The organism is Paraburkholderia sp. SG-MS1 (genome assembly GCF_012275575.1).
Lineage (GTDB): Bacteria > Pseudomonadota > Gammaproteobacteria > Burkholderiales > Burkholderiaceae > Paraburkholderia.
Map to the genome: position 1 here is coordinate 1 of NZ_NPIH01000189.1, position 20,999 is coordinate 20,999.

At 65.3% G+C, this 20,999-nt stretch carries 19 protein-coding genes; 11 read left to right on the forward strand and 8 right to left on the reverse strand.

The features are described 5' to 3' along the window. Positions 1-519, forward strand: a 519-nt coding sequence (locus CIC12_RS14485; RefSeq protein ID WP_168664781.1) for a TolC family protein, incomplete at its 5' end; no start/stop codon positions are given. A 154-nt stretch (positions 520-673) separates the two neighbouring features. On the opposite strand, the gene CIC12_RS14490 is transcribed toward CIC12_RS14485, so the two are convergent. After that, on the reverse strand, positions 674-2,083 hold the full coding sequence (locus CIC12_RS14490; RefSeq protein ID WP_168664782.1) for a nucleobase:cation symporter-2 family protein: 1,410 nt from the start codon (positions 2,081-2,083) through the stop codon (positions 674-676). Positions 2,084-2,539: 456 nt separating this feature from the next. Between CIC12_RS14490 and CIC12_RS14495 the strand changes: the two genes are divergently transcribed. From CIC12_RS14495 to fghA, 3 genes are all read left to right on the forward strand, one after another. Continuing rightward, positions 2,540-4,015 carry a xylulokinase gene (locus CIC12_RS14495; RefSeq protein WP_168664783.1) on the forward strand — a complete coding sequence of 492 codons (1,476 nt, stop codon included), beginning with the start codon at positions 2,540-2,542 and terminating at the stop codon, positions 4,013-4,015. A 239-nt stretch (positions 4,016-4,254) separates the two neighbouring features. Next, positions 4,255-5,361 carry an S-(hydroxymethyl)glutathione dehydrogenase/class III alcohol dehydrogenase gene (locus CIC12_RS14500; protein WP_168664784.1) on the forward strand — a complete coding sequence of 369 codons (1,107 nt, stop codon included), beginning with the start codon at positions 4,255-4,257 and terminating at the stop codon, positions 5,359-5,361. 15 nt (positions 5,362-5,376) lie between these two features. Further along, positions 5,377-6,228: an S-formylglutathione hydrolase gene (fghA, locus tag CIC12_RS14505; RefSeq protein ID WP_168664785.1), complete on the forward strand. Its 852-nt coding sequence runs from the start codon at positions 5,377-5,379 to the stop codon at positions 6,226-6,228. A gap of 98 nt (positions 6,229-6,326) precedes the next feature. Here the strand turns inward: fghA and CIC12_RS14510 are convergent, their stop codons facing one another. From CIC12_RS14510 to CIC12_RS14525, 4 genes are all read right to left on the reverse strand, one after another. After that, the gene (locus CIC12_RS14510; RefSeq protein WP_168664786.1) at positions 6,327-7,109 is read right to left on the reverse strand and encodes a metal ABC transporter permease; all 783 of its coding nucleotides are present in this window, start codon (positions 7,107-7,109) and stop codon (positions 6,327-6,329) included. Further along, positions 7,102-8,079 (reverse strand): ABC transporter ATP-binding protein, encoded by a 978-nt coding sequence (locus CIC12_RS14515; protein WP_174772051.1) that lies wholly within the window; start codon positions 8,077-8,079, stop codon positions 7,102-7,104. Before CIC12_RS14515 ends, CIC12_RS14510 begins: the two co-directional genes overlap by 8 nt. Then, positions 8,076-9,059 carry a metal ABC transporter solute-binding protein gene (locus CIC12_RS14520; protein WP_168664787.1) on the reverse strand — a complete coding sequence of 328 codons (984 nt, stop codon included), beginning with the start codon at positions 9,057-9,059 and terminating at the stop codon, positions 8,076-8,078. Before CIC12_RS14520 ends, CIC12_RS14515 begins: the two co-directional genes overlap by 4 nt. Positions 9,060-9,288: 229 nt before the next feature. After that, positions 9,289-9,768, reverse strand: coding sequence for a Fur family transcriptional regulator (locus CIC12_RS14525; protein WP_168664788.1), 480 nt, complete (start codon positions 9,766-9,768; stop codon positions 9,289-9,291). A gap of 306 nt (positions 9,769-10,074) precedes the next feature. On the opposite strand from CIC12_RS14525, the gene CIC12_RS14530 reads away from it, so the two are divergent. The 7 genes from CIC12_RS14530 (at position 10,075) to CIC12_RS14560 (ending at position 16,550) form a co-directional block, all read left to right on the forward strand. Further along, a complete protein-coding gene (locus CIC12_RS14530) occupies positions 10,075-10,857 on the forward strand; it encodes an L-iditol 2-dehydrogenase (RefSeq protein WP_168664789.1) in 783 nt (260 codons plus the stop codon). A 100-nt stretch (positions 10,858-10,957) separates the two neighbouring features. After that, positions 10,958-12,280 (forward strand): ABC transporter substrate-binding protein, encoded by a 1,323-nt coding sequence (locus CIC12_RS14535; RefSeq protein ID WP_168664790.1) that lies wholly within the window; start codon positions 10,958-10,960, stop codon positions 12,278-12,280. Positions 12,281-12,457: 177 nt separating this feature from the next. Further along, positions 12,458-13,393, forward strand: a complete 936-nt coding sequence (locus CIC12_RS14540) for a carbohydrate ABC transporter permease (RefSeq protein WP_168664791.1) — start codon at positions 12,458-12,460, stop codon at positions 13,391-13,393. 38 nt (positions 13,394-13,431) lie between these two features. After that, the gene (locus CIC12_RS14545; RefSeq protein WP_238812614.1) at positions 13,432-14,265 is read left to right on the forward strand and encodes a carbohydrate ABC transporter permease; all 834 of its coding nucleotides are present in this window, start codon (positions 13,432-13,434) and stop codon (positions 14,263-14,265) included. After that, positions 14,262-14,975: an HAD family hydrolase gene (locus tag CIC12_RS14550; protein ID WP_168664793.1), complete on the forward strand. Its 714-nt coding sequence runs from the start codon at positions 14,262-14,264 to the stop codon at positions 14,973-14,975. Before CIC12_RS14545 ends, CIC12_RS14550 begins: the two co-directional genes overlap by 4 nt. A 110-nt stretch (positions 14,976-15,085) precedes the next feature. Continuing rightward, positions 15,086-16,195 (forward strand): ABC transporter ATP-binding protein, encoded by a 1,110-nt coding sequence (locus CIC12_RS14555; protein ID WP_168664794.1) that lies wholly within the window; start codon positions 15,086-15,088, stop codon positions 16,193-16,195. Positions 16,196-16,253: 58 nt separating this feature from the next. Next, a complete protein-coding gene (locus CIC12_RS14560) occupies positions 16,254-16,550 on the forward strand; it encodes a DUF1330 domain-containing protein (protein ID WP_168664795.1) in 297 nt (98 codons plus the stop codon). Between the two features lie 25 nt (positions 16,551-16,575). Here CIC12_RS14560 and CIC12_RS14565 read toward each other — a convergent pair whose 3' ends face one another. The 3 genes from CIC12_RS14565 to dalD form a co-directional block, all read right to left on the reverse strand. After that, positions 16,576-17,523 (reverse strand): sugar-binding domain-containing protein, encoded by a 948-nt coding sequence (locus CIC12_RS14565; RefSeq protein ID WP_168664796.1) that lies wholly within the window; start codon positions 17,521-17,523, stop codon positions 16,576-16,578. A gap of 81 nt (positions 17,524-17,604) precedes the next feature. Beyond that, a complete protein-coding gene (xylB, locus tag CIC12_RS14570) occupies positions 17,605-19,086 on the reverse strand; it encodes a xylulokinase (RefSeq protein WP_168664797.1) in 1,482 nt (493 codons plus the stop codon). A gap of 118 nt (positions 19,087-19,204) precedes the next feature. Continuing rightward, positions 19,205-20,614, reverse strand: a complete 1,410-nt coding sequence (gene dalD / locus CIC12_RS14575; protein WP_168664798.1) for a D-arabinitol 4-dehydrogenase — start codon at positions 20,612-20,614, stop codon at positions 19,205-19,207. Positions 20,615-20,999 lie beyond the last annotated feature (385 nt).

Below are 20,999 nucleotides of genomic sequence, written 5' to 3' on the forward strand. Positions count from 1 at the left end.
CCGACGCTGGGCGGCCTGTTCAAGGCGGGTTCGGCGGCGTGGAGTTTTGCGCCGTCAATTACGGTGCCGATCTTCCAGGGCGGCGAGCTCAAGGCCAGCCTCGATGTCGCCAACATCCAGAAGAACGTCCAGATCGCCACGTATGAAAAGGCGATCCAGACGGCCTTCCGCGAAGTGGCGGACGGACTGGCGGCGCGCGGCACCTACGACCAGCAGATCGAAGCACTTGAACGCGATACGTCGGCCGAACAACGCCGGCTGGATCTGTCGAACCTGCGATATTCGAACGGTGTCGACAACTATCTGGCGGTGCTGACGGCGCAGACCGCGCTGTACACGTCGCAGCAGTCGCTCGTGACCGCGCGCATGGAACGCCTGCAGAACCTGGTCACGCTGTATCAGGCGCTCGGCGGCGGCTGGATCGAGCATACCGGCGAGCAGCCGCGTCCGGCGGATGCGCCGGTCGACTATGGCGCGGCCAGTGCACCGGTGGCGGCTTCGGCACCGAGCGCTGGCTGACTGAACCGAGCTTGATGCCGGCGCTTGTGTGGGGCGGCTTCTGATTCCGGGAAGCCGGTCCGCGTGGCCGGACAAACGAAAACGCCACGGCATGCCGTGGCGTTTTTTTATCGCTCGCCGCAGTTCACACCGCGCGAGGCAGCGGCTTGGACGCTTAGTGCAAATCCACCGTGCGCAGCATCTCGTCGCCTTGCGGTTCCGCACCGCCGCGTCCATCGAAGTCACGACCCGCGCGGCGAATCTCGCACTGCGCCTTCTTCTCGCTCTTCACGCCGTTGAAGATCAGGTTCAGCACCACTGCCGACACCGACGCCAGCAGAATCCCGCTATGCAGGAGCGGCGACAGCGCCGGCGGCAGCTTCGAGAAGAAGTGCGGCGATACCACCGGCACCAGACCCAGGCCGATACTTACCGCGACGATGAACAGGTTGTGCGGGTTCCTCACGAAGTCGACTTTCGACAGCACCTTGATGCCGTTCGCCGCGACCATGCCGAACATCACGATGCCCGCGCCGCCGAGCACGAACGCCGGCACCGAGGCGACCACCTGCGCCATCTTCGGGAACAGGCCGAGCAGCACCAGGATCACGCCGCCCATCGCGCAGACGAAGCGGCTCTTCACGCCGGTCACGCCGATCAGCCCGACGTTCTGCGAAAACGATGTATGCGGAAACGAATTGAAGATACCGCCGATCAGCGTGCCTAGGCCGTCGACGCGCAGGCCGCGTACCAGCGTCTTCTGATCGACCGGACGATCGACCATGTCGCCGACTGCGAGGAACATGCCGGTCGATTCGATGAAGGTCACGAACATCACGGTGACCATCGTTGCGATCGACAGTGGATCGAAGTGCGGCAGGCCGAAGTGGAACGGCATCACGAAGCCGACCCACGGCGCGAGCGTGACGCCTTCCATGTTGACGCGGCCGAGCGCCAGCGCGATCACGAAGCCCGCGACGATGCCGAGCAGCACCGAGATGTTCGCGAGGAAGCCGCGCGCAAATTTGTTGATCAGCAGGATCAGCATCAGCACGACCAGCGACAGCCCGAGGTAGACCGGGTTGCCGTAGTCGGGATTGCCCACGCCGCCGGCTGCCCAGTTGATGCCGACTTCCATCAGCGACAGGCCAATCACTGAAATCACCACGCCGATCACCACCGGCGGGAAAAAGCGCAGCAGCTTGCCGACCGCGGGCGCGAGCAGGATGCCGACCACGCCGGCGGCGATCGTCGAGCCGAAGATGTCGAGAATGCCGAGCGACGGGTTGGTGCCGATCGCGACCATCGGGCCGACGGCCGCGAACGTGCAGCCCATGATGACCGGCAGACGGATGCCGAAGATCCACAGCCCGAGCGTCTGGATCAGCGTGGCGATGCCGCACGAAAACAGATCGGCGCTGATGAGGAAGGCGATCTGGTCCTTCGGCAGCTTGAGCGCCGCGCCGATGATCAAGGGCACCGCGACGGCGCCTGCGTACATCACCAGAACGTGCTGAATGCCGAGGGTGAGCAACTGGCCTGCGGGCAGTCGCTCGTCGCACGGGTGAACCGTGTTCGGTTGCATATCGTCTCTCTCCACCATCTGTTTTGGGATGGCTCCAAGGTATCGGGGACGAAAAGGTGCAACAAGACCACTGGGACCTATTCCGGCATTCCCGGTGACGATATGCGGGCACGTCGTTTGAAAGCTGAATTAAAGGTGTGCGCATGGCCGATCGGCGGTGAGCCCTTGGCAGTGGCGCTGCGAGGCCGTTCGTCGCGCGTGCCCGGCGCGCCGGTATATATGTGAGAATCAATGAGGCGTATCGCGGCTGCCGCATAGTCCTGTTTTCATGCGGCTCGCGGCGTGAGGGGTTAACCCGCGATTGGTGATTTTCAGCGTGCGGTCCGGTGCGAGTGCTCGTGTGCGCATCGGGGCGCTTTTCAGCGTGAACGCTGGCGCGTTTCGCGCATGCTTGATATCGCCTCTCCATGCACTCGATGCGTACCGATCTCCCACCCATTTGACGACCCACCGCCTATGAGCTTTCTCGGCATCGACCTCGGCACCGGTTCCCTCAAAGCGGCAATCGTCGACGAACACGGTCGGGAGCAGGCGGTGGCCAGCGTCGGTTATGCGCTCGACACACCGCACGCGGGTTGGGCTGAAACGCCGGTGCAGACGTGGTGGCGCGCGCTCTGCGAAGCGATGGCGCGCTTGCCCGAAGGCTTGCGCCACGAGGTGCAGGCGATCGGCTTTTCCGGGCAGATGCACGGCGTCGTGCTGATCGACGCGGCAGGCGAAGCCGTGCGCCCCGCGATGCTCTGGCCCGACACGCGCGCGTTGGACCTGCTCGATGCGTGGCCCGAGCCGCAGCCGAATCCGGTCGCACCCGGCATGGCCGGTCCGTTGCTGCGCTGGATCGTGCTGCACGAACCGGAGGTCGCGCGCCGCACGCGTTGGGCGCTGCAGCCGAAGGACTGGCTGCGCGTCGCACTCGGCGGCGCGGTGGCGACCGACCCGTCGGATGCGTGCGCGACCGCGCTCGCCGATCCCGCCGGCGTGTGGGACGGGGCCTTGCTCGAACGCCTGCACATTCCGCGCGAATGGTTCGCACCGCTGGCGCCGTCGTACGCGGCGGGGGGCGTATTGTCGGAGAGCGCGGCGCGCGCGCTTGGCCTGCGCGCCGGCATCGTGCTCGCGACCGGCGCCGCGGATACGCCCTGCGCGGCGCTCGGCAGCGGACTCGTGCACGACGGCGACGCGTTGCTCACCACCGGCACCGGCGGACAGATCGTCGTGCTTGCCGAGCATGAGCCCGCGGCGGAGAAGGGCTTGCATCGCTATCGGGCGGCGAGCGATCACTGGTACCGGATGGCGGCGATGCAAAACGTCGGCATCGCACTGGAGCGGGCGCGCGGCTGGCTGTCGTATGAATGGGCCGATGCTTATCGTGACGCATTCGGTGACGCATTCGGTGATGCATTCGGCGACGAAGCGGGCAGGGTTGCCAACGACCACGCCAACCTGACCTTCCTGCCCTATCTCACAGGCGAGCGCACCCCATGGCTCAACCCGCAGGCGCGCGGCGGCTGGCTCGGTCTCGCGCTCGATCACACACGCGGCGCGATGATGCGAGCCGCGTTCGAAGGCGTCGCGTTCTCGCTGCGCGCCGGGCTCGACGCAATTCGCGCGAGCGGCGCCACAGTAGTGGCCTTGAAGCTCGCCGGCGGCGGTTCCGTCGACGCGCGTTGGCGCCAGTTGCTCGCCGACGCGCTGAACGTCGAACTGCATGCGGTCGATTGCCCGAATGCCGCACCGCGTGGCGCAGCCATGCTCGGCGGCCTCGCCAGCGGCCATTGGCGCGCGGACGATCTGGCCGCGCTCGCGCCGGGCACGACGCGCGTCGCGGGTCCGCAAGGCGATGCCGCGCTCGAAGCGCGCTATGCGCGCTTTCTCGATCTGTATGGCCGTGTCGAGACATGGTTCGGCGGTGGCGATACGACGCCGCGCTAGCCGTCGCAATGTCCGGTCGCGACAATGTCGTGACGCGCTTTGCAATACCATTACGCTTTTCGCGCGCTAAGCTGCAAGCCGATCTGCACGGCTGGCCGTGACCGCTTCGGCGCGGGCCACCGGCGTCGCGCACGAATCACGTGTGGCAAGCGCAACGCAACACCCGCGGATCACCCGCGCGCCGCGACGTAACGAACCGCGACGCGCGTCGCATTCACAGACTCACAGGAGCATTGACGATGAAGACCAAAGCAGCAATCGCATGGAAAGCCGGCGCCCCGTTGACGATCGAGGAAGTCGATCTGGAAGGACCGCGCGCCGGTGAAGTCCTGATCGAGGTGAAGGCGACGGGCATCTGCCACACCGACTACTACACGCTGTCGGGCGCCGATCCGGAAGGCATCTTTCCGGCGATTCTCGGCCACGAAGGCGCGGGCGTGATCGTCGATACGGGGCCTGGCGTCGGCACGCTGAAGAAAGGCGACCACGTGATTCCGCTGTACACGCCGGAATGCCGTCAGTGCAAATTCTGCCTCTCGCGCAAGACCAACCTGTGTCAGGCGATCCGTTCGACGCAAGGCAAGGGCTTGATGCCGGACGCCACGTCGCGTTTCTCGCTCGACGGCAAGCCGCTCTTTCACTACATGGGCACGTCCACGTTCTCGAACTACATCGTCGTGCCGGAAATCGCGGTCGCGAAGGTGCGCGAGGACGCGCCGTTCGACAAGATCTGCTACATCGGCTGCGGCGTGACGACCGGCGTCGGCGCGGTCGTGTATTCGGCGAAGGTCGAAACGGGCGCGAACGTGGTCGTGTTCGGTCTCGGCGGCATCGGCCTGAACGTGATTCAAGGCGCGAAGATGGTCGGCGCGGACAAGATCATCGGCGTCGATATCAACCCGGGGCGTGTCGAGCTGGCGAAGAAGTTCGGCATGACCCACTTCATCAACCCGAACGAAGTCGAGAACGTGGTCGACCACATCGTGCAGCTCACCGATGGCGGCGCGGACTATTCGTTCGAATGCATCGGTAACACGAAGGTGATGCGCCAGGCGCTGGAGTGCACGCACAAGGGCTGGGGCCAGTCGTTCATCATCGGCGTGGCGGCGGCGGGCGAGGAGATCAGCACGCGTCCGTTCCAGCTGGTGACGGGCCGCGAATGGAAGGGCTCCGCTTTCGGCGGCGCGCGCGGGCGCACCGACGTGCCGAAGATCGTCGACTGGTACATGGAAGGCAAGATCAATATCGACGACCTCATTACGCACCGTCTGCCGCTCGAACGCATCAACGAGGGCTTCGATCTGATGAAGAAGGGCGAGTCGATCCGCTCGGTGGTGCTGTACTAAACGAGGAGCGTCGCGATGCTTGAACTATTGTCGTCGCATGCGTGCCATGGGGGCGAGCAGCGTTTTTACCGGCACGACTCGCAGACCATCGGTTTGCCGATGCGCTTCTCGGTCTATCTGCCGCCGCAGGCTCTGAAGGTCGACGCGAAGGTGCCCGCGCTGTTCTATCTTGCGGGTCTGACCTGCACGGAAGAAACGTTTCCGATCAAGACCGGCGCGCAGCGCTTCGCCGCCCAGCACGGCATCGCGCTGATCTCGCCGGACACGAGTCCGCGCGGCGCGGGCGTGCCGGGCGAAAGCGCGGCGTGGGACTTCGGCGTGGGCGCGGGCTTTTACGTCGACGCGACGCGGGAGCCGTGGGCGAAGCACTACCGGATGTACTCGTACGTGCGCGACGAGCTGCGCGACACGGTGCTCGCGAAGCTGCCGGTGAATGGCGCGCGCCTCGGCGTGTTCGGGCACTCGATGGGCGGTCACGGTGCGTTGATGCTGGCGCTGCGCAATCCGGAGATCTATCGGTCGGTGTCGGCGTTCGCGCCGATCGCCGCGCCGGCGCGCTGCCCGTGGGGCGAGAAGGCGTTCAGCGGCTATCTGGGCGAGGACCGCGAAGCGTGGAAGCAGTACGACGCGAGCGAGCTGGTGGCGCACGCGTCGCGCAAGTTCGCAGAGGGGATTCTGGTGGATCAGGGGCTCGCGGATCAGTTTCTCGCCGAGCAGTTGAATCCGGATGTGTTCGAGGCCGCTTGCCAGGCGGCAGGGCAACCGTTGACGCTGCGCCGTCATGCGGGCTATGACCACGGCTATTACTTCATCTCGACGTTCATCGAGGATCATCTCGCGCATCACGCCAAGGTGTTGCTCGGGTGATGTCGCCGTAGGTCGGTAGGGCGATGGCGGCGGCATGCAGATGTGCTGTCGCCATCGCCATGCGTGGCGCGCACGCGGGCGATGAGCCGCTCACTGACTCAACGCCGCTTCAACAAACTCCCGCCATACGCCAGCGCCGATAGCACGGTAATCCAGAAGCTCGTCGGCCAATCGGTATAGAACGCCAGTGTGAGCCCCAGCCACGCCTGCAGCAACGCGAACACGGCGGCCAGCACGAGCCCGGCCGACAGCCGCGTCGTCATGTTCTGCGCCGCGGCGGCCGGGCCGACCATCAGCGTGAACACCAGCAGCACGCCAACGATCTGCGTGCACGCGGCCACGGCCAGCGCGGCGATCGCGAGAAACAATACCGACACCAGACGCAGCGATACGCCCTTGGCCTCGGCCAGTTCCGGCTGCAACGACGCGAACAGAAGCGGTCGCATGATCGCCGCGAGCGCCGCCAGGCTGACGACGCCCAACGCCGTGAGCACGGCGAGCGTCGACGTATTCACGCCGAGCACGTTGCCGAACAGTAGCGCGGTGACCTGCGTCGCATACGCGGTGAAGAAGTGCAGGAACAACAGGCCGAAGCCGAGCGATAGCGACAGGATCAAGCCGATCGCGACGTCGCGTCCGGCAAGCCGCTCCCCAAGCGCGCCCATGCCGACGCCCGCCGCGAGCGTGAAGCCGATCATCCCCCAGATCGGCGAGATGCCGATCAGCACCGCGCCGGTCGCGCCGGTGAAGCCGACGTGCGACAGCGCATGGCCGGCGAAGGTCTGTCCGCGCATCACCAGAAAATAGCCCACCACGCCGGCCAGCACCGCGACGATCCCCGACGCCGCGAATGCGTTCACCATGAAATCGTATTCAAACATCGTGCGTATGTCCGTCGCGTGAGTCGTGCTGGTGGGAGTGGCCGTGCGAGTGGCCGTGGCCGCCGTCTTCGTCGTGTTCGTGCTCGTGATCGTGTTTCTCGACTTCGACGTCGCCCGACATCACGAAGATGCGGCCATTCACGCGCATCACGTCGATCGGCGATCCATACAGGCGCGACAGCACCGGCCGCGTGATCACTTCGTCGACGGTGCCGAGCGCCGCGACGCCGCTGCCGAGATACAGCACGCGGTCGAGCGAGTTCAGCAGCGGATTCAGCTCATGCGCGGAAAACAGCACGGCGATGCCGAGTTCGCGCTGCACGCTGCGCACCAGTTCGACCACGCTCTTCTGATGATGCGGATCGAGACTGATCAGCGGTTCGTCGAGCAGCAGCAGTTTCGGGTTGCCGAGCAGGCATTGCGCGAGCAGCAGCCGCTGACGCTCGCCGCCCGACAGTTCCGACAACGGCCGCTCGGCCAACGTGCGGCCGCCGACCAGATCGAGCACGCGCTCGACGTCGGCGCGAGTTTTCGCATCCGCATGCGGCAAGCCCCAGCGATGGCCGTCGGCGGCCATCGCGACGAAATCGCGGCCGCGCACGCGCCGGCCGGCGAGCGCGCTGCGTGTCTGCGGCATATAGCCGATCGACGCATTGCCGCGCTCGACCGGCTGCCCCAGCACGCGGATCGCGCCTTGCGCCGCGGGCACGAGGCCGAGCACGGCGCGCATCAGCGTGGTTTTGCCCGCGCCGTTCGGCCCGAGCACACCGATGAATTCGCCCTGGTTCACCACGAAGCCGGTGTCGCGCAAGATCGTGCGGCCGCCGAGTTCGAGGCTCACGTGGTCGAGTTCGAGCACGGGCGCGGTGCGCGGGGCGCTTGCGGCAGCGCTTGCGGCCGCGCTTGCCGCCAGGCTGCCCGGTGGGCTGCCTGAAGCGCTGGCTGGCGCGTTGCGGCCAGTCGAGGTCATTGGTTTTTTCCTTTGGTGCCGGAGCTTGCCGATTTCGCAGCCTTCGCGCCGCTCGCGCCGTTCGTGTCGCCCGCGGCCAGCGCCGCGCTGAGCGCGTCGAGCTGCGTGAGCATCCACGTCTGATAGGTTTTACCGGCCGGCTGGGTTTCGGTGACGCTCATGGTCGGCACCTGCGATTGCTGCGCGAGCTTCAACATGCGTTGGGTCAGGGCCTCGGTTGCCTGGCTGTTATAGATCAGAACGCGGACGCGCTTCTCGCGCAGATCGCGTTCGAACGCGGCGATATCGGCTGCGCTGGCTTCGGTGTCGTTCATGGCCGCGAGCTGGAAGCGCTGATTGCGCATCGTCAGCCCCACCGCGTCCGACATGTAGCCGAACACCGGCTCGGTCGCCGTGACCGGCACGCCCGCATAACGGCCATGCAGTTCGGCGACCTTTGCGTCGATCGGCTTGAGCGAAGCGAGAAACTTCGCGAGGTTCGCATCGTACGCCGACTTGTGCGCCGGGTCAGCCGCGACGAGCGCGTCGCTCACCGCGCGCGCCACTTTCGGCATGGTCGCCGGGTCGTACCAGAGGTGCGGATTATCGCCGCTCTTCCTGCCGGTGAGGCCCGCGGCGACGATCGTGGTGCGCTTTGCGCCCTGGGAGGCAGCCAGCAGTTTCGCCATCCACGGATCGTAGTCGGCGCCGTTGTAGATCACAAGGCTCGCATGCTGCAACGCGCGCGCGGTCTTCGGGCTCGCTTCGAACAGATGCGGATCCTGGTCCGGGTTGTTGAGGATGCTCGTCACGTCGACGCGATCGCCGCCCAGTTGCTGGACCACGTCGCCGTAAAAATTTTCCGCGGCGACGACCGGGATTTTCGCGTCGGCGGCCAGCGCGCCGTGGCCGAATGCAAACGCGGCCGCGCCTGCGCTCAGGTACTTCGACAGCTTCAGCGCACGGCGCGCCCCGACCAACATCGAGCCGATTCTTTTCATCTTTGTTTCCTGCTGCGTGAGAGTTGAGTGGGTCACCAATGCTGGGATGGGTTGTGGCCGCTGGCGACGGCGGTGAGTTCGCCCACCGGGCCCTGTGCGGTTCGATGCGCCGTTTCAGCCATCACGGCGACCTGCGTGGCGGCCATCATGCGTGGCTTCGCGCAGGCGTTCGTGTCAGCGTCATGCACCGCCTCATACGTGCCTCATACGGAAGCCTCATGCCGAAGCTTCATGCCGAAGCCCCGGCAGGCCGCGCGGCGCGGGCGCACATGGCGCACAGGCCGCTCAGCTCGATCACCTGCCGATGCACCTCGAAACCATGCGCCGGCGCGCTATGCGACAACTGATCGGCAAGATCGTCGCCGGGAATCTCGACGGTCGCGCCGCAGCCGTCGCACATCAGAAACTGGCTGCGGTGCGGTACGCCGATTTCACAGCAGGCGACGTATGCGTTCTTCGATTCGATCCGGTGGACGAAGCCGTGCGCGAGCAGAAAATCGAGCGCGCGGTAGACGGTCGTGGGCGGCATCCGCCCGCGCTGCGGCGCGAGCGCATCGAGCAGTTCGTACGCCCCGACCGGCCGCTCGCTGGCGACGATCGCCGCATACACCTGACGCCGCAGCGGCGTCAGCGCAAGTCCGTGCAACGCGGCGTGCGCTTGCGCATGCGCAAGCCGCACGGCATGGTGTTCTGCAATCGACGTGGTCATCGGCGGACCTCCTGGCGGCAAAGGCTTCGAGACGAAGCGAGGTCGAAATGATATAACGTATCTCGGATTTTTGTCAGCGCCTTGCACAGAAATGTCGTTGGTCGGTCACCGCACGCCGTCACGGCGTGGCTTAGGGACGGCGCGGCGCGCGCGGGGGTCCTGTCGCGCTGCACCATCGAAATCTGGTCGAGCGCCTTGACATGACCCGGTCCGTATCCGATCATTCGATCACTAACAGAGCAATTGTTCGCGCAATGAGCGTTCGCTCACTGCGCCTCAAAAAGCAGAACGAACCGGAGACATGCGGTGGCGGCACGATTGCAAGACAAGGTGGCCATTTTGACGGGCGCGGCCAGCGGCATCGGTGAAGCGGTGGCCCGGCGCTATCTGGACGAGGGCGCGCACTGCGTGCTGGTCGACGTGAAGCCGGCTGACAGTTTCGGCGACGCGCTGCGCGTCGCCTACGGCGAGCGTGTGCTGAGCGTGAGCGCCGACGTCACGCGCCGCGACGACATCGAGCGGATTCTCGCGAGCACGCTCGCGCGCTTCGGCCAGATCGACATTCTGTTCAACAACGCGGCGCTCTTCGACATGCGCCCGATCCTCGATGAATCCTGGGACGTGTTCGACCGCCTCTTCGCGGTCAACGTGAAGGGCATGTTTTTCCTGATGCAAACCGTCGCGCGCCAGATGGTCGAGCAGGGCCGTGGCGGCAAGATCATCAACATGTCGTCGCAAGCCGGGCGGCGCGGCGAGGCGCTGGTGTCGCACTACTGCGCGACCAAGGCGGCGGTGCTGAGTTACACGCAATCCGCGGCCCTCGCGCTCGCGCCGCACAAGGTCAACGTGAACGGCATCGCACCGGGTGTCGTCGACACGCCGATGTGGAAGGAAGTCGACGCGCTCTTTGCCCGCTACGAAAACCGGCCGCTCGGCGAGAAGAAGCGGCTCGTCGGCGAAGCGGTGCCGCTCGGGCGCATGGGCGTACCGGACGATCTCACCGGCGCCGCGCTGTTTCTCGCCTCCGCGGACGCCGACTACATCACCGCGCAAACCCTGAACGTCGACGGCGGCAACTGGATGAGCTAAGCGAATGCGCCGGGCGCAGGCACTCGAAACCCGCGCGCGCCATCGCCATTTCCGTAAAACAAACGCAGCACCACATAACGTACGAGAAAGGAGACAACACATGAAACCAGCTTTCAAATCCACGCTGAAGGCGGTCAGTGCCGGCGCGGCAGCATGCTTTGCGTTGAGCGCATCGGCGGCCACGGTAACGATCGCGACCTTGAACAACCCGGACATGATCGAGCTGAAGAAGCTCTCGCCCGCGTTCGAAAAAGCGAACCCGGACATCAAGCTGAACTGGGTGATTCTCGAAGAAAACGTGCTGCGCCAGCGCGCCACGACCGACATCACCACCGGCAGCGGCCAGTTCGACGTGATGACGATCGGCGCCTACGAAACCCCGCAATGGGGCAAGCGCGGCTGGCTCACGCCGCTCACCAACCTGCCCGCCAGCTACGATCTGAACGACGTCGTGAAGACGGCGCGCGACGGCCTCTCGAGTGGCGGCCAGTTGTATGCGCTGCCGTTCTACGTCGAAAGCTCGATGACGTATTACCGCAAGGATCTGTTCGACAAGGCCGGCCTGAAGATGCCGGATCAGCCGACCTACGACCAGATCGCGCAATTCGCCGACAAGCTCACCGACAAAGCCAACGGCCAGTACGGCATCTGCCTGCGCGGCAAGGCGGGCTGGGGCGAAAACATGGCGTACGGCACGACGGTGGTGAACACCTTCGGCGGCCGCTGGTTCGACGAGAAATGGAACGCGCAGCTCACGTCGCCGGAATGGAAGAAGGCGATCACGTTCTACGTCGATCTGCTGAAGAAGAACGGCCCTCCGGGAGCCAGCTCGAACGGCTTCAACGAAAACCTCACGCTGATGTCGTCGGGCAAATGCGCGATGTGGATTGACGCGACGGTGGCGGCCGGCATGCTGTACAACAAGAGCCAGTCGCAGATCGCGGACAAGGTCGGTTTTGCCGCGGCGCCGATCGCGGTCACGCCCAAGGGCTCGCACTGGTTGTGGGCGTGGGCGCTCGCGATTCCGAAGTCGTCGAAGCAGGCCGACTCGGCGAAGAAGTTCATCACGTGGGCGACGTCGAAGGAATACATCGAACTGGTCGCGAAGGATGAAGGTTGGGCCTCGGTGCCGCCGGGAACGCGTCAGTCGACCTATGCGCGCCCCGAGTACCAGAAGGCCGCACCGTTCGGCGCGTTCGTGCTGAAGGCGATCGAAACGGCGGACCCGGATCATCCGACACTGAAACCCGTGCCGTACACGGGCGTGCAGTTCGTCGGGATTCCTGAGTTCCAGTCGTTCGGCACCGTGGTCGGTCAGAGCATCTCCGGTGCGATCGCCGGTCAGATGACGGTCGATCAGGCGCTGGCGGCGGGCAACGCCACCGCGGATCGCGCGGTGAAACAGGCCGGCTATCAGAAGTAACGTAGCAACTCAGCCACTTCAGTGATGTGGCACGCGCCGGCTGACGCCCGTCAGCCGGCTCACGCAGCACAGCGGGGCCGTCCGGCCGCGAGCGAGCGTCGTGGCGTCGCAAGATGCCGCAGCGGTCCATGCGGCTCAAGCGGACGCCCCCGCGCATTACCGAACAGGTGGTCAATCATGCGTCCTTTGCGCCTACCTCTCATGCATGCCCAGCCCCAGACCGAAAAAGAACGCGAAATCCGTAAAGCCAATTCCGCCCGCTGGCTGGTGTCGCCATCGGTCGCCGTGCTGGTGCTGTGGATGGCGATTCCACTCGCGATGACGATCTGGTTTTCGTTCTCGCGCTACAACCTGCTGAATCCGGATCTGCGTGGCTTCGCCGGCCTCGACAACTACCGCTACCTCGCGAGCGACCCGTCGTTCTGGCCGTCGATCGCCAACACGCTCGAACTGATCGTCTCCGTGCTGGTAATCACGGTGGTCGGCGGCGTGCTGATGGCGATCCTGTTCGACCGCAAGTTTTACGGTCAGGGTGTCGCGCGGCTGCTCGCCATTGCGCCGTTCTTCGTGATGCCGACCGTGAGCGCGCTGATCTGGAAGAACATGATCCTGCATCCGGTGTACGGCCTCGTCGCGCAGGGCATGCGCGCGATCGGTCTGCAGCCGATCGACTGGTTCGCCGTCTATCCGCTCACGGCGGTGATCATGATCGTCGCGTGGCAGTGGCTGCCGTTCGCGTTCCTGATTCTGTTCACAGCGATCCAGTCGCTCGATCAGGAGCAGAAAGAAGCGGCTCGCATCGACGGCGCGGGTCCGTTTTCGATGTTCTTCTACATCACGCTGCCACACCTCAGGCGGGCGATCGCGGTGGTGGTGATGATGGAGACGATTTTCCTGCTGTCGATCTTCGCCGAAATCTATACGACCACGGGCGGCGGTCCGGGCACCGCGACCACCAATCTGTCGTACCTGATCTTTTCGCTGGGCCTGCAACAGTTCGACGTCGGTCTCGCGTCCGCGGGCGGCATTCTCGCTGTCGTGCTGGCCAACATCGTGTCGTTCTTCCTCGTGCGGATGCTCGCGAAGAACCTGAAAGGGGAGTACGAAAAATGAGCCACGTTGCCTCTACGCCGGCGTCGTCGACGACGCCAATGACCGTGCCGACCAAGTCGCCGTTCGAAGCAATCCGTCGCGGCATCCCCGGCGTGATCGCCTGGCTTGTCGCGCTGCTGCTGTTTTTCCCGATCTTCTGGATGACGATCACCGCATTCAAGACCGAGCAGCAGGCCTATTCGTCGTCGCTCTTTTTCGTGCCGACGCTCGAGAGCTTTCGCGAAGTGTTCGCGCGCAGCAATTACTTTTCGTTCGCGTGGAATTCGGTGCTGATCTCGGTGGGCGTCACCGTGCTGTGTTTGATTCTCGCGGTGCCCGCCGCGTATGCGATGGCGTTCTTCCCGACGCGCCGCACGCAGAAAGTACTACTGTGGATGCTGTCGACCAAGATGATGCCGTCGGTCGGCGTGCTCGTGCCGATTTACCTGCTGTGGAAAAACAGCGGGCTGCTCGATACGGTGTCGGGTCTGGTGATCGTCTACACGCTGATCAATCTGCCGATCGCGGTGTGGATGTCGTTCACGTACTTCGCCGAAATTCCGCGCGACATTCTCGAAGCAGGGCGCATCGACGGCGCCGCGACCTGGCAGGAAATCGTCTATCTGCTGATGCCGATGTCGTTGCCCGGTCTCGCATCCACCGCGCTGCTGCTCGTGATCCTTTCGTGGAACGAAGCGTTCTGGAGCATCAATCTGTCGAGTTCGAACGCCGCGCCGCTCACGGTGTTCATCGCGTCGTATTCGAGTCCTGAAGGCCTGTTCTGGGCCAAGCTGTCGGCGGCTTCGCTGCTGGCGGTCGCGCCGATCCTGATCGTTGGCTGGCTGTCGCAGAAGCAACTGGTGCGCGGCCTCACGTTCGGGGCGGTCAAATGACGGCGGCAGCAAGCGGGGGCGCGTTGGCAAGCAACTACGCGTTGATCTGCGATTGCGACGGCGTGCTGATCGACAGCGAAGCCGTGGCGGCGCGCATGCTGGTGCACGAACTCGAAGCGCGCTGGCCCGATACCGACGTCGAACCGGTGGTGCTGCCGCTGCTCGGACTGCGAATCGAGAAGGTGTTGCAGAGCACGGCGGCGCAACTCGGCAAAAGCCTTGACGTTGCCGAGATCGACGCAATCCGCCGCGCGGTAGAAGCCGCCGCGATCGAAGCGCCGGCGGTCGAAGGCATCGAGGCTGCGCTCGCCCAGGTGCCGCTCGTCAAGGGCTGCGCGAGCAACAGCTTCCGGCCTTACGTGGAAACCGTGCTGACGCGCACGGGTCTCGTGCGCTTCTTCGGCGAGAGGCTGTTCTGCGCCGACGCGGTGCCGAATCCGAAGCCCGCGCCCGACGTCTATCTCGCGGCGGCGCGCGGACTTGGGCTCGCGCCTTCCGCGTGCCTCGTGGTGGAGGACAGCGTGACCGGCGTGACGGCGGCGAGTGCGGCGGGCATGACGGTACTCGGTTTCATCGGCGGAGGTCATGCGAGCGACGCGCAGATCGACAAGCTGCATGCGGCCGGCGCGCGCCACGTATTCGACGACATGCGGCAGTTGCCGGACATCGTCGCGCAATGGACGCTGAGCGCGACCGCGGCGGCGCCCTGAGCGAAAGCCCGGATCACGGCGGCCAAAGGTCAACGGTCAACGGTCACCGCGCAGGCATTGAACGCACACTGCAACACATAGCGACACACAGCATTACACGGAGACACATCATGGCAAGCGTAACTCTGCGCAACATCAGAAAGGCCTACGACGACAACGAAGTGATGCGCGACATCAACCTCGACATCGCCGACGGCGAGTTCGTCGTGTTCGTGGGCCCGAGCGGCTGCGGTAAATCGACCTTGATGCGGATGATCGCCGGTCTCGAAGACATCAGCGGCGGCGACCTGACCATCGACGGCATGCGCGTGAACGACGTTCAGCCCGCCAAGCGCGGCATCGCGATGGTGTTCCAGTCGTACGCGCTGTATCCGCACATGACGCTCTACGACAACATGGCGTTCGGGCTGAAGCTCGCCGGCACCAGGAAGCCCGAGATCGACGCGGCCGTGCGCAACGCCGCGAAGATCCTGCACATCGATCATCTGCTCGATCGCAAGCCGAAGCAGTTGTCCGGCGGCCAGCGTCAGCGCGTGGCGATCGGCCGTGCGATCACGCGCAAGCCGAAGGTGTTCCTGTTCGACGAACCGCTGTCGAACCTCGACGCCGCGTTGCGCGTGAAAATGCGCCTCGAATTCGCGCGTCTTCACGACGAGCTGAAGACCACGATGATCTACGTGACGCACGATCAGGTCGAAGCGATGACGCTGGCCGACAAGATCGTCGTGCTGTCGGCAGGCAACCTCGAACAGGTCGGCAGCCCGACCATGCTGTATCACGCGCCCGCCAACCGCTTCGTCGCGGGCTTCATCGGCTCGCCGAAGATGAACTTCATGGAAGGCGTCGTGCAGTCGGTCACGCACGACGGGGTCACGGTGCACTACGAAACTGGCGAGACGCAACGCGTCGCGGTGGAGCCGGGCTCAGTCAAGCAGGGCGACAAGGTGACGGTCGGCATCCGCCCCGAACATCTGCACGTGGGCATGACCGACGACGGCATCTCGGCCCGCACGATGGCCGTCGAATCGCTCGGCGACGCGGCGTATCTGTATGCGGAATCGAGCGTCGCGCCGGACGGACTGATCGCGCGGATTCCGCCGCTCGAACGGCACGCAAAAGGCGAAGTGCAAAAGCTCGGCGCCACGCCCGAGCACTGCCATCTTTTCGACAGCGAAGGGAAAGCATTCCAGCGTAAGATCGTTGAAGTGCTGGCCGCGTGACGTGATGGAAAGCGGCGGGCGCGCCGCTTTCCTTTCCACCATGCTGCGGGGAACGCTCATGTCCGCCTACGTCGTCATCACGCGCGAGAAAACGCTCGACCCTGCGAAGCTGGAAGAATACAAACAGGTGGCGCCGGCCACCTTCGATCAGCGGCCGGTCGTGATGCTGGCGAGCCATGGGCGCAGGGAAGTACTGGAGGGGCCCGCACTCGAAGACATCCTCATTCTCGAATTCACCGGCTATGACGAAGCGCTCGCGTGGTATCGCAGTCCCGCGTATCAAGCGGTCAGCGAAACGCGGCTGCAAGGTGGCGATTACCGGATCATCGTCACCGAAGGTTTGCCACAGATATAGCGCCTCGGTGCGTGTGCCGCCTGCGTCATGCTTCCAACGCCGCGCGCGCGCACAACTCGTCGGTCACCAGTCCCGACAACCAGCCGCCCTTGAGCACCGCGATCAGCGCTTCACGCTTGCGCTGGCCGCCGGCGAAACCAATCGTCGGACGATGCGGCGGCGTATCGAGCGCGATGCTCGTCACGCGCCGGCCGGTGGGCGATTCGACGTGCGCGCCGGCCGCATCGATTGGCAGTCCGAGCATTTCGGCCACGGCGCCGTTGTGCATTAATTCCTTCACTTCCGCCGACGTGATGAAGCCGTCTTCATGCAGCGGACACTTCGGGCCGATATTGCCGATCCCGACGAACGCGACATCGGCCTGCGCCGAGAGCGACTCGACGATCCGGTACAGCCGGTGATTGCACCACTGCGCGCGCTCGGCCTCGCTATCGGCGAGCAGCGGCGCGGGCAGCAGAAAATGCTTGCCGCCCGTCTTTTCGGAAATGTGCAGCGCGACGTCGTAGCGGTTCGACGAGCCGTCCTGCGCGATCGCCCCGACCATCGACACCAGCCGATGCTGCGGACGGTCCAGCTGGGCGATCTGATCGACCGCGGCCTTCAGCGTGCGGCCGCTGCTCACCGCGACCACCATCGGTTTTTCGGCGCCGAGATAGCGCTCCATCACCTGCGCGCCGGCCACCGCCAGCTTGCGGTCGACTTCGTCGGTCGTGTCGCCGTCGATCGGCACCACTTCGCACATGCTCAGGCCGTAGCGCTTCGACAGTTGATCGGCGAGCGACAGACAGTCGGCGAGTTTGTGATCGACGCGCACGCGAATCAGGTTCTTTTCCACCGCGAAGGCGACGAGCCGTTGCGCGACCGGACGTGAGACCTGCAGCTTCTCGGCGATTTCGTTCTGGGTATTGCCTGCGACGTAGTAGAGCCACGCGGCGCGGGTAGCAAGATCTAGTTTTTCTGAAGACTTGGGCACGGTAACGGCTCGCTTGAAGTGCGCCGATGATAGCAGCCGGCCGGCGCCGCTCAACGCCGACCGGCCGTGGCTGCCGCTAGCTCAGGCGAGCGGCGCGCGCGCCGGGTCGAACAGCGGTCGCACGTGACGGTATAGCGCGCGATAGGCTTCGAGCCGCGTGCGCAGTTCGGCATGGCGGCGCGGATTCGGCGTGAACTCCTTTTCGATCGGCGGCTTGGTCAGCACCGTGGCCGGATCTCCGCCGGCGGCCAGCCAGCCGAGTCGGGCGGCGCCGAGCGCCGCACCGGTTTCGCCACCGCCGTGCTTGCGCGTCGCGGTGTCGAGTGCATCGGCCAGCAACTGCGCCCAGTAGTCACTGCGCGCGCCGCCGCCGAGCAGCGACAGCGCTTTCGCCTCGGTGCCGGCCGCGCGCAACGCGTCGAGACCGTCAGTGAGCGCGAGCGTCACACCTTCGAGCACCGCATAGCCGAGCAGCGCGCGATCGGTCGCGTGATTCATGCCGAAGAACACGCCTTGCGCATACGGGTCGTTATGCGGCGTGCGTTCGCCCGATAGATACGGCAGGAACAGCGGCGCGTTGCTCAGTGCGTCGGCGGGCAGCGCCTCGATTTCGGCGAGCAGCGTGGGCTCGTCGGTCGAGGTGAGCTTGCAGACCCAGCGCAGACAACTCGCCGCGGACAACACCACGCTCATCTGATGCCAGCGATCCGGAATCGCATGACAGAACGCGTGCACGGCGGACGCCGGATTCGGCCGGAAGCTGTCGCCGACCACGCACAGCACGCCCGACGTGCCGAGCGACACGAAGCCGTCGCCCGGTTGCGTCGCGCCGATGCCGATTGCGCTGGTGGCGTTATCGCCGCCGCCGGCCGCAACGATCACGCCGTCGCTCAGGCCGAATTCACGCGCGACCGACGGCAGCAGCGTGCCCGACGGCGCGCTGCCTTCGGCGAGGCCCGGCATCTGCGCGCGCGTCATGTTGCACGCGGCGAGCAGCGAGTCGGACCAGTCGCGTTTGGCGACGTCGAGCCACAACGTGCCCGCCGCATCCGACGGATCGGACACCTTGCCGCCCGTCAGTTGCAGCCGCAGATAGTCTTTCGGCAACAGCACGCACGCGGTCCGCGCGAAAATCTCCGGCTCATGGCGCGCGACCCACAGCAGCTTCGGCGCGGTGAACCCCGGCATCGCCAGATTGCCGGCGACGCTGTGCAGATCCGGCGCGCGCTCGGTCAGCTCCGCGCACTCCTTGTCGCTGCGCATGTCGTTCCACAGAATCGCGGGACGCAGCACGCGGTCCTCGGCATCCAGCAGCACCGCACCGTGCATCTGCCCCGACAGGCCGATGCCGCGAATCTGCGCGAATTCGTCGGGATGGCGCTCGCGCAACGCGGCGAGCGCCGCGCGCGTGCCCGCCCACCAGTCCTCGGGATTCTGCTCGGCCCAGCGCTGATGCGGACGCGAAACGGTAAAGGGGGAGCCTGCCGTGCCGATCACGCGTCCATCGGAGGCGAGCAGCAGAACTTTCACTTCGGACGTGCCGAGGTCGATGCCGAGATACATGGGCGCGAAACCTTCGTCGTTAGGGATGCGCTACTTTAGCCGCACATGAGGCGCGCTGCCATGCGCATTAAGCCTGGCACCGGGCGTGACTGGTTCGAAACGGGTCGCACCGGCGTGCTTAAACCGCGCCGCGTTGGGCGAGCCAGACATCGACGCGCGCAAGCGCTCCCGCGAGCGCCGATTCCAGTTCCTGCGTCTGCGCCATGCTGCCCCACAGCAGCCGGTCGGCAGCAAACGCCTGCAACGGGTCGGGCGCCGCGAAGAAGCCGTGCGCGACGCGCTCGTCCATCACGCCGTCCTGATACGCATACGGCAGCTTGCCCGCATGCCAGCGTTCGAGAAAGCGGAAGAACAGCGCGGGCAGCATCGCCGTCGCGGCAGGCGTGACGCCCCGTTCGAAACACTCGGACAGCGTCGGCGCGATGAAGCCGGGCAGTTTCGAAAAGCCGTCGGCCGCGACGCGTTGATTGGTGTCCTGGATATACGGATTGCTGAAGCGTTCGAGCACCACGTCGCGATAGCGGGGGAGATCGAGCGGGCTCGGCGAGAGGCACGGGATGACGTCTTCGGTCACGTAGTCGAAGGCGAACTGGCGAATGTCGGCGTCGAGTGTGCCTTCGTGAATGTAGTTCAGCCCGACCAGGGTGCCCGCCCACGCGATGCAGCTATGCGGCGCGTTGAGAATGCGGATCTTCGCTTCCTCGTACGGCAGCACCGAATCGACCAGTTCCGCGCCGACTTTTTCCCAGGCGGGGCGGCCGGCGATGAAGCGGTCTTCGATCACCCACTGGATGAACGCTTCGCCCATCACCGGGCACGCGTCGTCGAAGCCGGTCGCGGCCTTGACGCGCTCGCGCACGTCCGGTGTCGGACGCGGCGTGATGCGGTCGACCATCGAGCTCGGGCAGGCGGTGTTGTCGTCGAACCATTGCGCGAGCCGGTCCGCGCCACGTCGTTCGAGAAACTCGCTCATGCCCGCGTGAAAGCGCTCGCCGTTGCTGCGCAGGTTGTCGCAAGTCTGCAGCGTGACGGGGCCCGCGCCGCGTTGCATGCGCGCGTCGAGAATCGCCGCCAGCGCGCCGTAGATGGTGGTGTGGCCGCCTTTCAGGTCGGTGGCGAGATCGGCGTTCGTGATGTCGAGCCGGTCGTGTTCGTCGAGGTAATAGCCGCCTTCAGTGACCGTGAACGCGATGATCTTGCAGGCGGGATCAGCGCCGGCTTCGATCAGCGCGTCGAGGCTTTCGGTCCAGGGCACGACGCGTTCGATCGAGCGGATCGTCTCGTAGGCGCGCTCGCCTTGGGGCGTGACGGTTTCGAGCGTATAGACGCCGTCCTGCGCGGCGAGCGCTTCGAGCACCGCGTTCATGTCGCTGCGGATATTGCCGACCGTCAGCGACCAGTGCTCGCCCTCCAGCTTCGCTTCGTTCAGCCGATGCAGATACCACGCCTGATGGGCGCGATGAAACGATCCCGCACCGATGTGCAGGATCACGTGTGCGGCCGCGCCGCTGCCTTGCCCGGTGTCCATGTGCGTCTCCTATGTCGACCGGAGTTGGCGCTTCAGCGCCTACTCCGGTCCCATGATGGTTGCTGTTGGCGCTTCAGCGCCTACTCCGGTCCCATGATGGTTGCTGTTGGCGCTTTAGCGCCTACTCCGGTCCCATGATGGTTGCTGTTATCGCACGGCTCGAAGCGTGCGTTTTCTCGTGACGGAGCATTTGCTCTGTGTGTGAGCGAATGATCGTACCCGGCGAAACGAAAGTCAAGGCAGCGTCAGCGGCTTTTCGTGGCGCAGCGCGGCGTGGGTGGGCTTTGCGCGTGACTGGCCAGGCCTGGTTGGGCGAGCCGCCGTGCCTCGCCGTGCGTTTTGCATTGCATCAAATTTGACCCTGCGAACGTCGGGACTAACCCCA

Excerpts from the sequence above, each read along its gene's own strand:
- CIC12_RS14490 (WP_168664782.1), bottom strand. The coding sequence starts at position 2,083 with ATGCAACCGAACACGGTTCACCCGTGCGACGAGCGACTGCCCGCAGGC.
- CIC12_RS14495 (WP_168664783.1), top strand. The coding sequence starts at position 2,540 with ATGAGCTTTCTCGGCATCGACCTCGGCACCGGTTCCCTCAAAGCGGCA.
- CIC12_RS14500 (WP_168664784.1), top strand. The coding sequence starts at position 4,255 with ATGAAGACCAAAGCAGCAATCGCATGGAAAGCCGGCGCCCCGTTGACG.
- fghA (WP_168664785.1), top strand. The coding sequence starts at position 5,377 with ATGCTTGAACTATTGTCGTCGCATGCGTGCCATGGGGGCGAGCAGCGT.
- CIC12_RS14510 (WP_168664786.1), bottom strand. The coding sequence starts at position 7,109 with ATGTTTGAATACGATTTCATGGTGAACGCATTCGCGGCGTCGGGGATC.
- CIC12_RS14515 (WP_174772051.1), bottom strand. The coding sequence starts at position 8,079 with ATGACCTCGACTGGCCGCAACGCGCCAGCCAGCGCTTCAGGCAGCCCA.
- CIC12_RS14520 (WP_168664787.1), bottom strand. The coding sequence starts at position 9,059 with ATGAAAAGAATCGGCTCGATGTTGGTCGGGGCGCGCCGTGCGCTGAAG.
- CIC12_RS14525 (WP_168664788.1), bottom strand. The coding sequence starts at position 9,768 with ATGACCACGTCGATTGCAGAACACCATGCCGTGCGGCTTGCGCATGCG.
- CIC12_RS14535 (WP_168664790.1), top strand. The coding sequence starts at position 10,958 with ATGAAACCAGCTTTCAAATCCACGCTGAAGGCGGTCAGTGCCGGCGCG.
- CIC12_RS14540 (WP_168664791.1), top strand. The coding sequence starts at position 12,458 with ATGCGTCCTTTGCGCCTACCTCTCATGCATGCCCAGCCCCAGACCGAA.
- CIC12_RS14545 (WP_238812614.1), top strand. The coding sequence starts at position 13,432 with ATGACCGTGCCGACCAAGTCGCCGTTCGAAGCAATCCGTCGCGGCATC.
- CIC12_RS14550 (WP_168664793.1), top strand. The coding sequence starts at position 14,262 with ATGACGGCGGCAGCAAGCGGGGGCGCGTTGGCAAGCAACTACGCGTTG.
- CIC12_RS14555 (WP_168664794.1), top strand. The coding sequence starts at position 15,086 with ATGGCAAGCGTAACTCTGCGCAACATCAGAAAGGCCTACGACGACAAC.
- CIC12_RS14560 (WP_168664795.1), top strand. The coding sequence starts at position 16,254 with ATGTCCGCCTACGTCGTCATCACGCGCGAGAAAACGCTCGACCCTGCG.
- xylB (WP_168664797.1), bottom strand. The coding sequence starts at position 19,086 with ATGTATCTCGGCATCGACCTCGGCACGTCCGAAGTGAAAGTTCTGCTG.
- dalD (WP_168664798.1), bottom strand. The coding sequence starts at position 20,614 with ATGGACACCGGGCAAGGCAGCGGCGCGGCCGCACACGTGATCCTGCAC.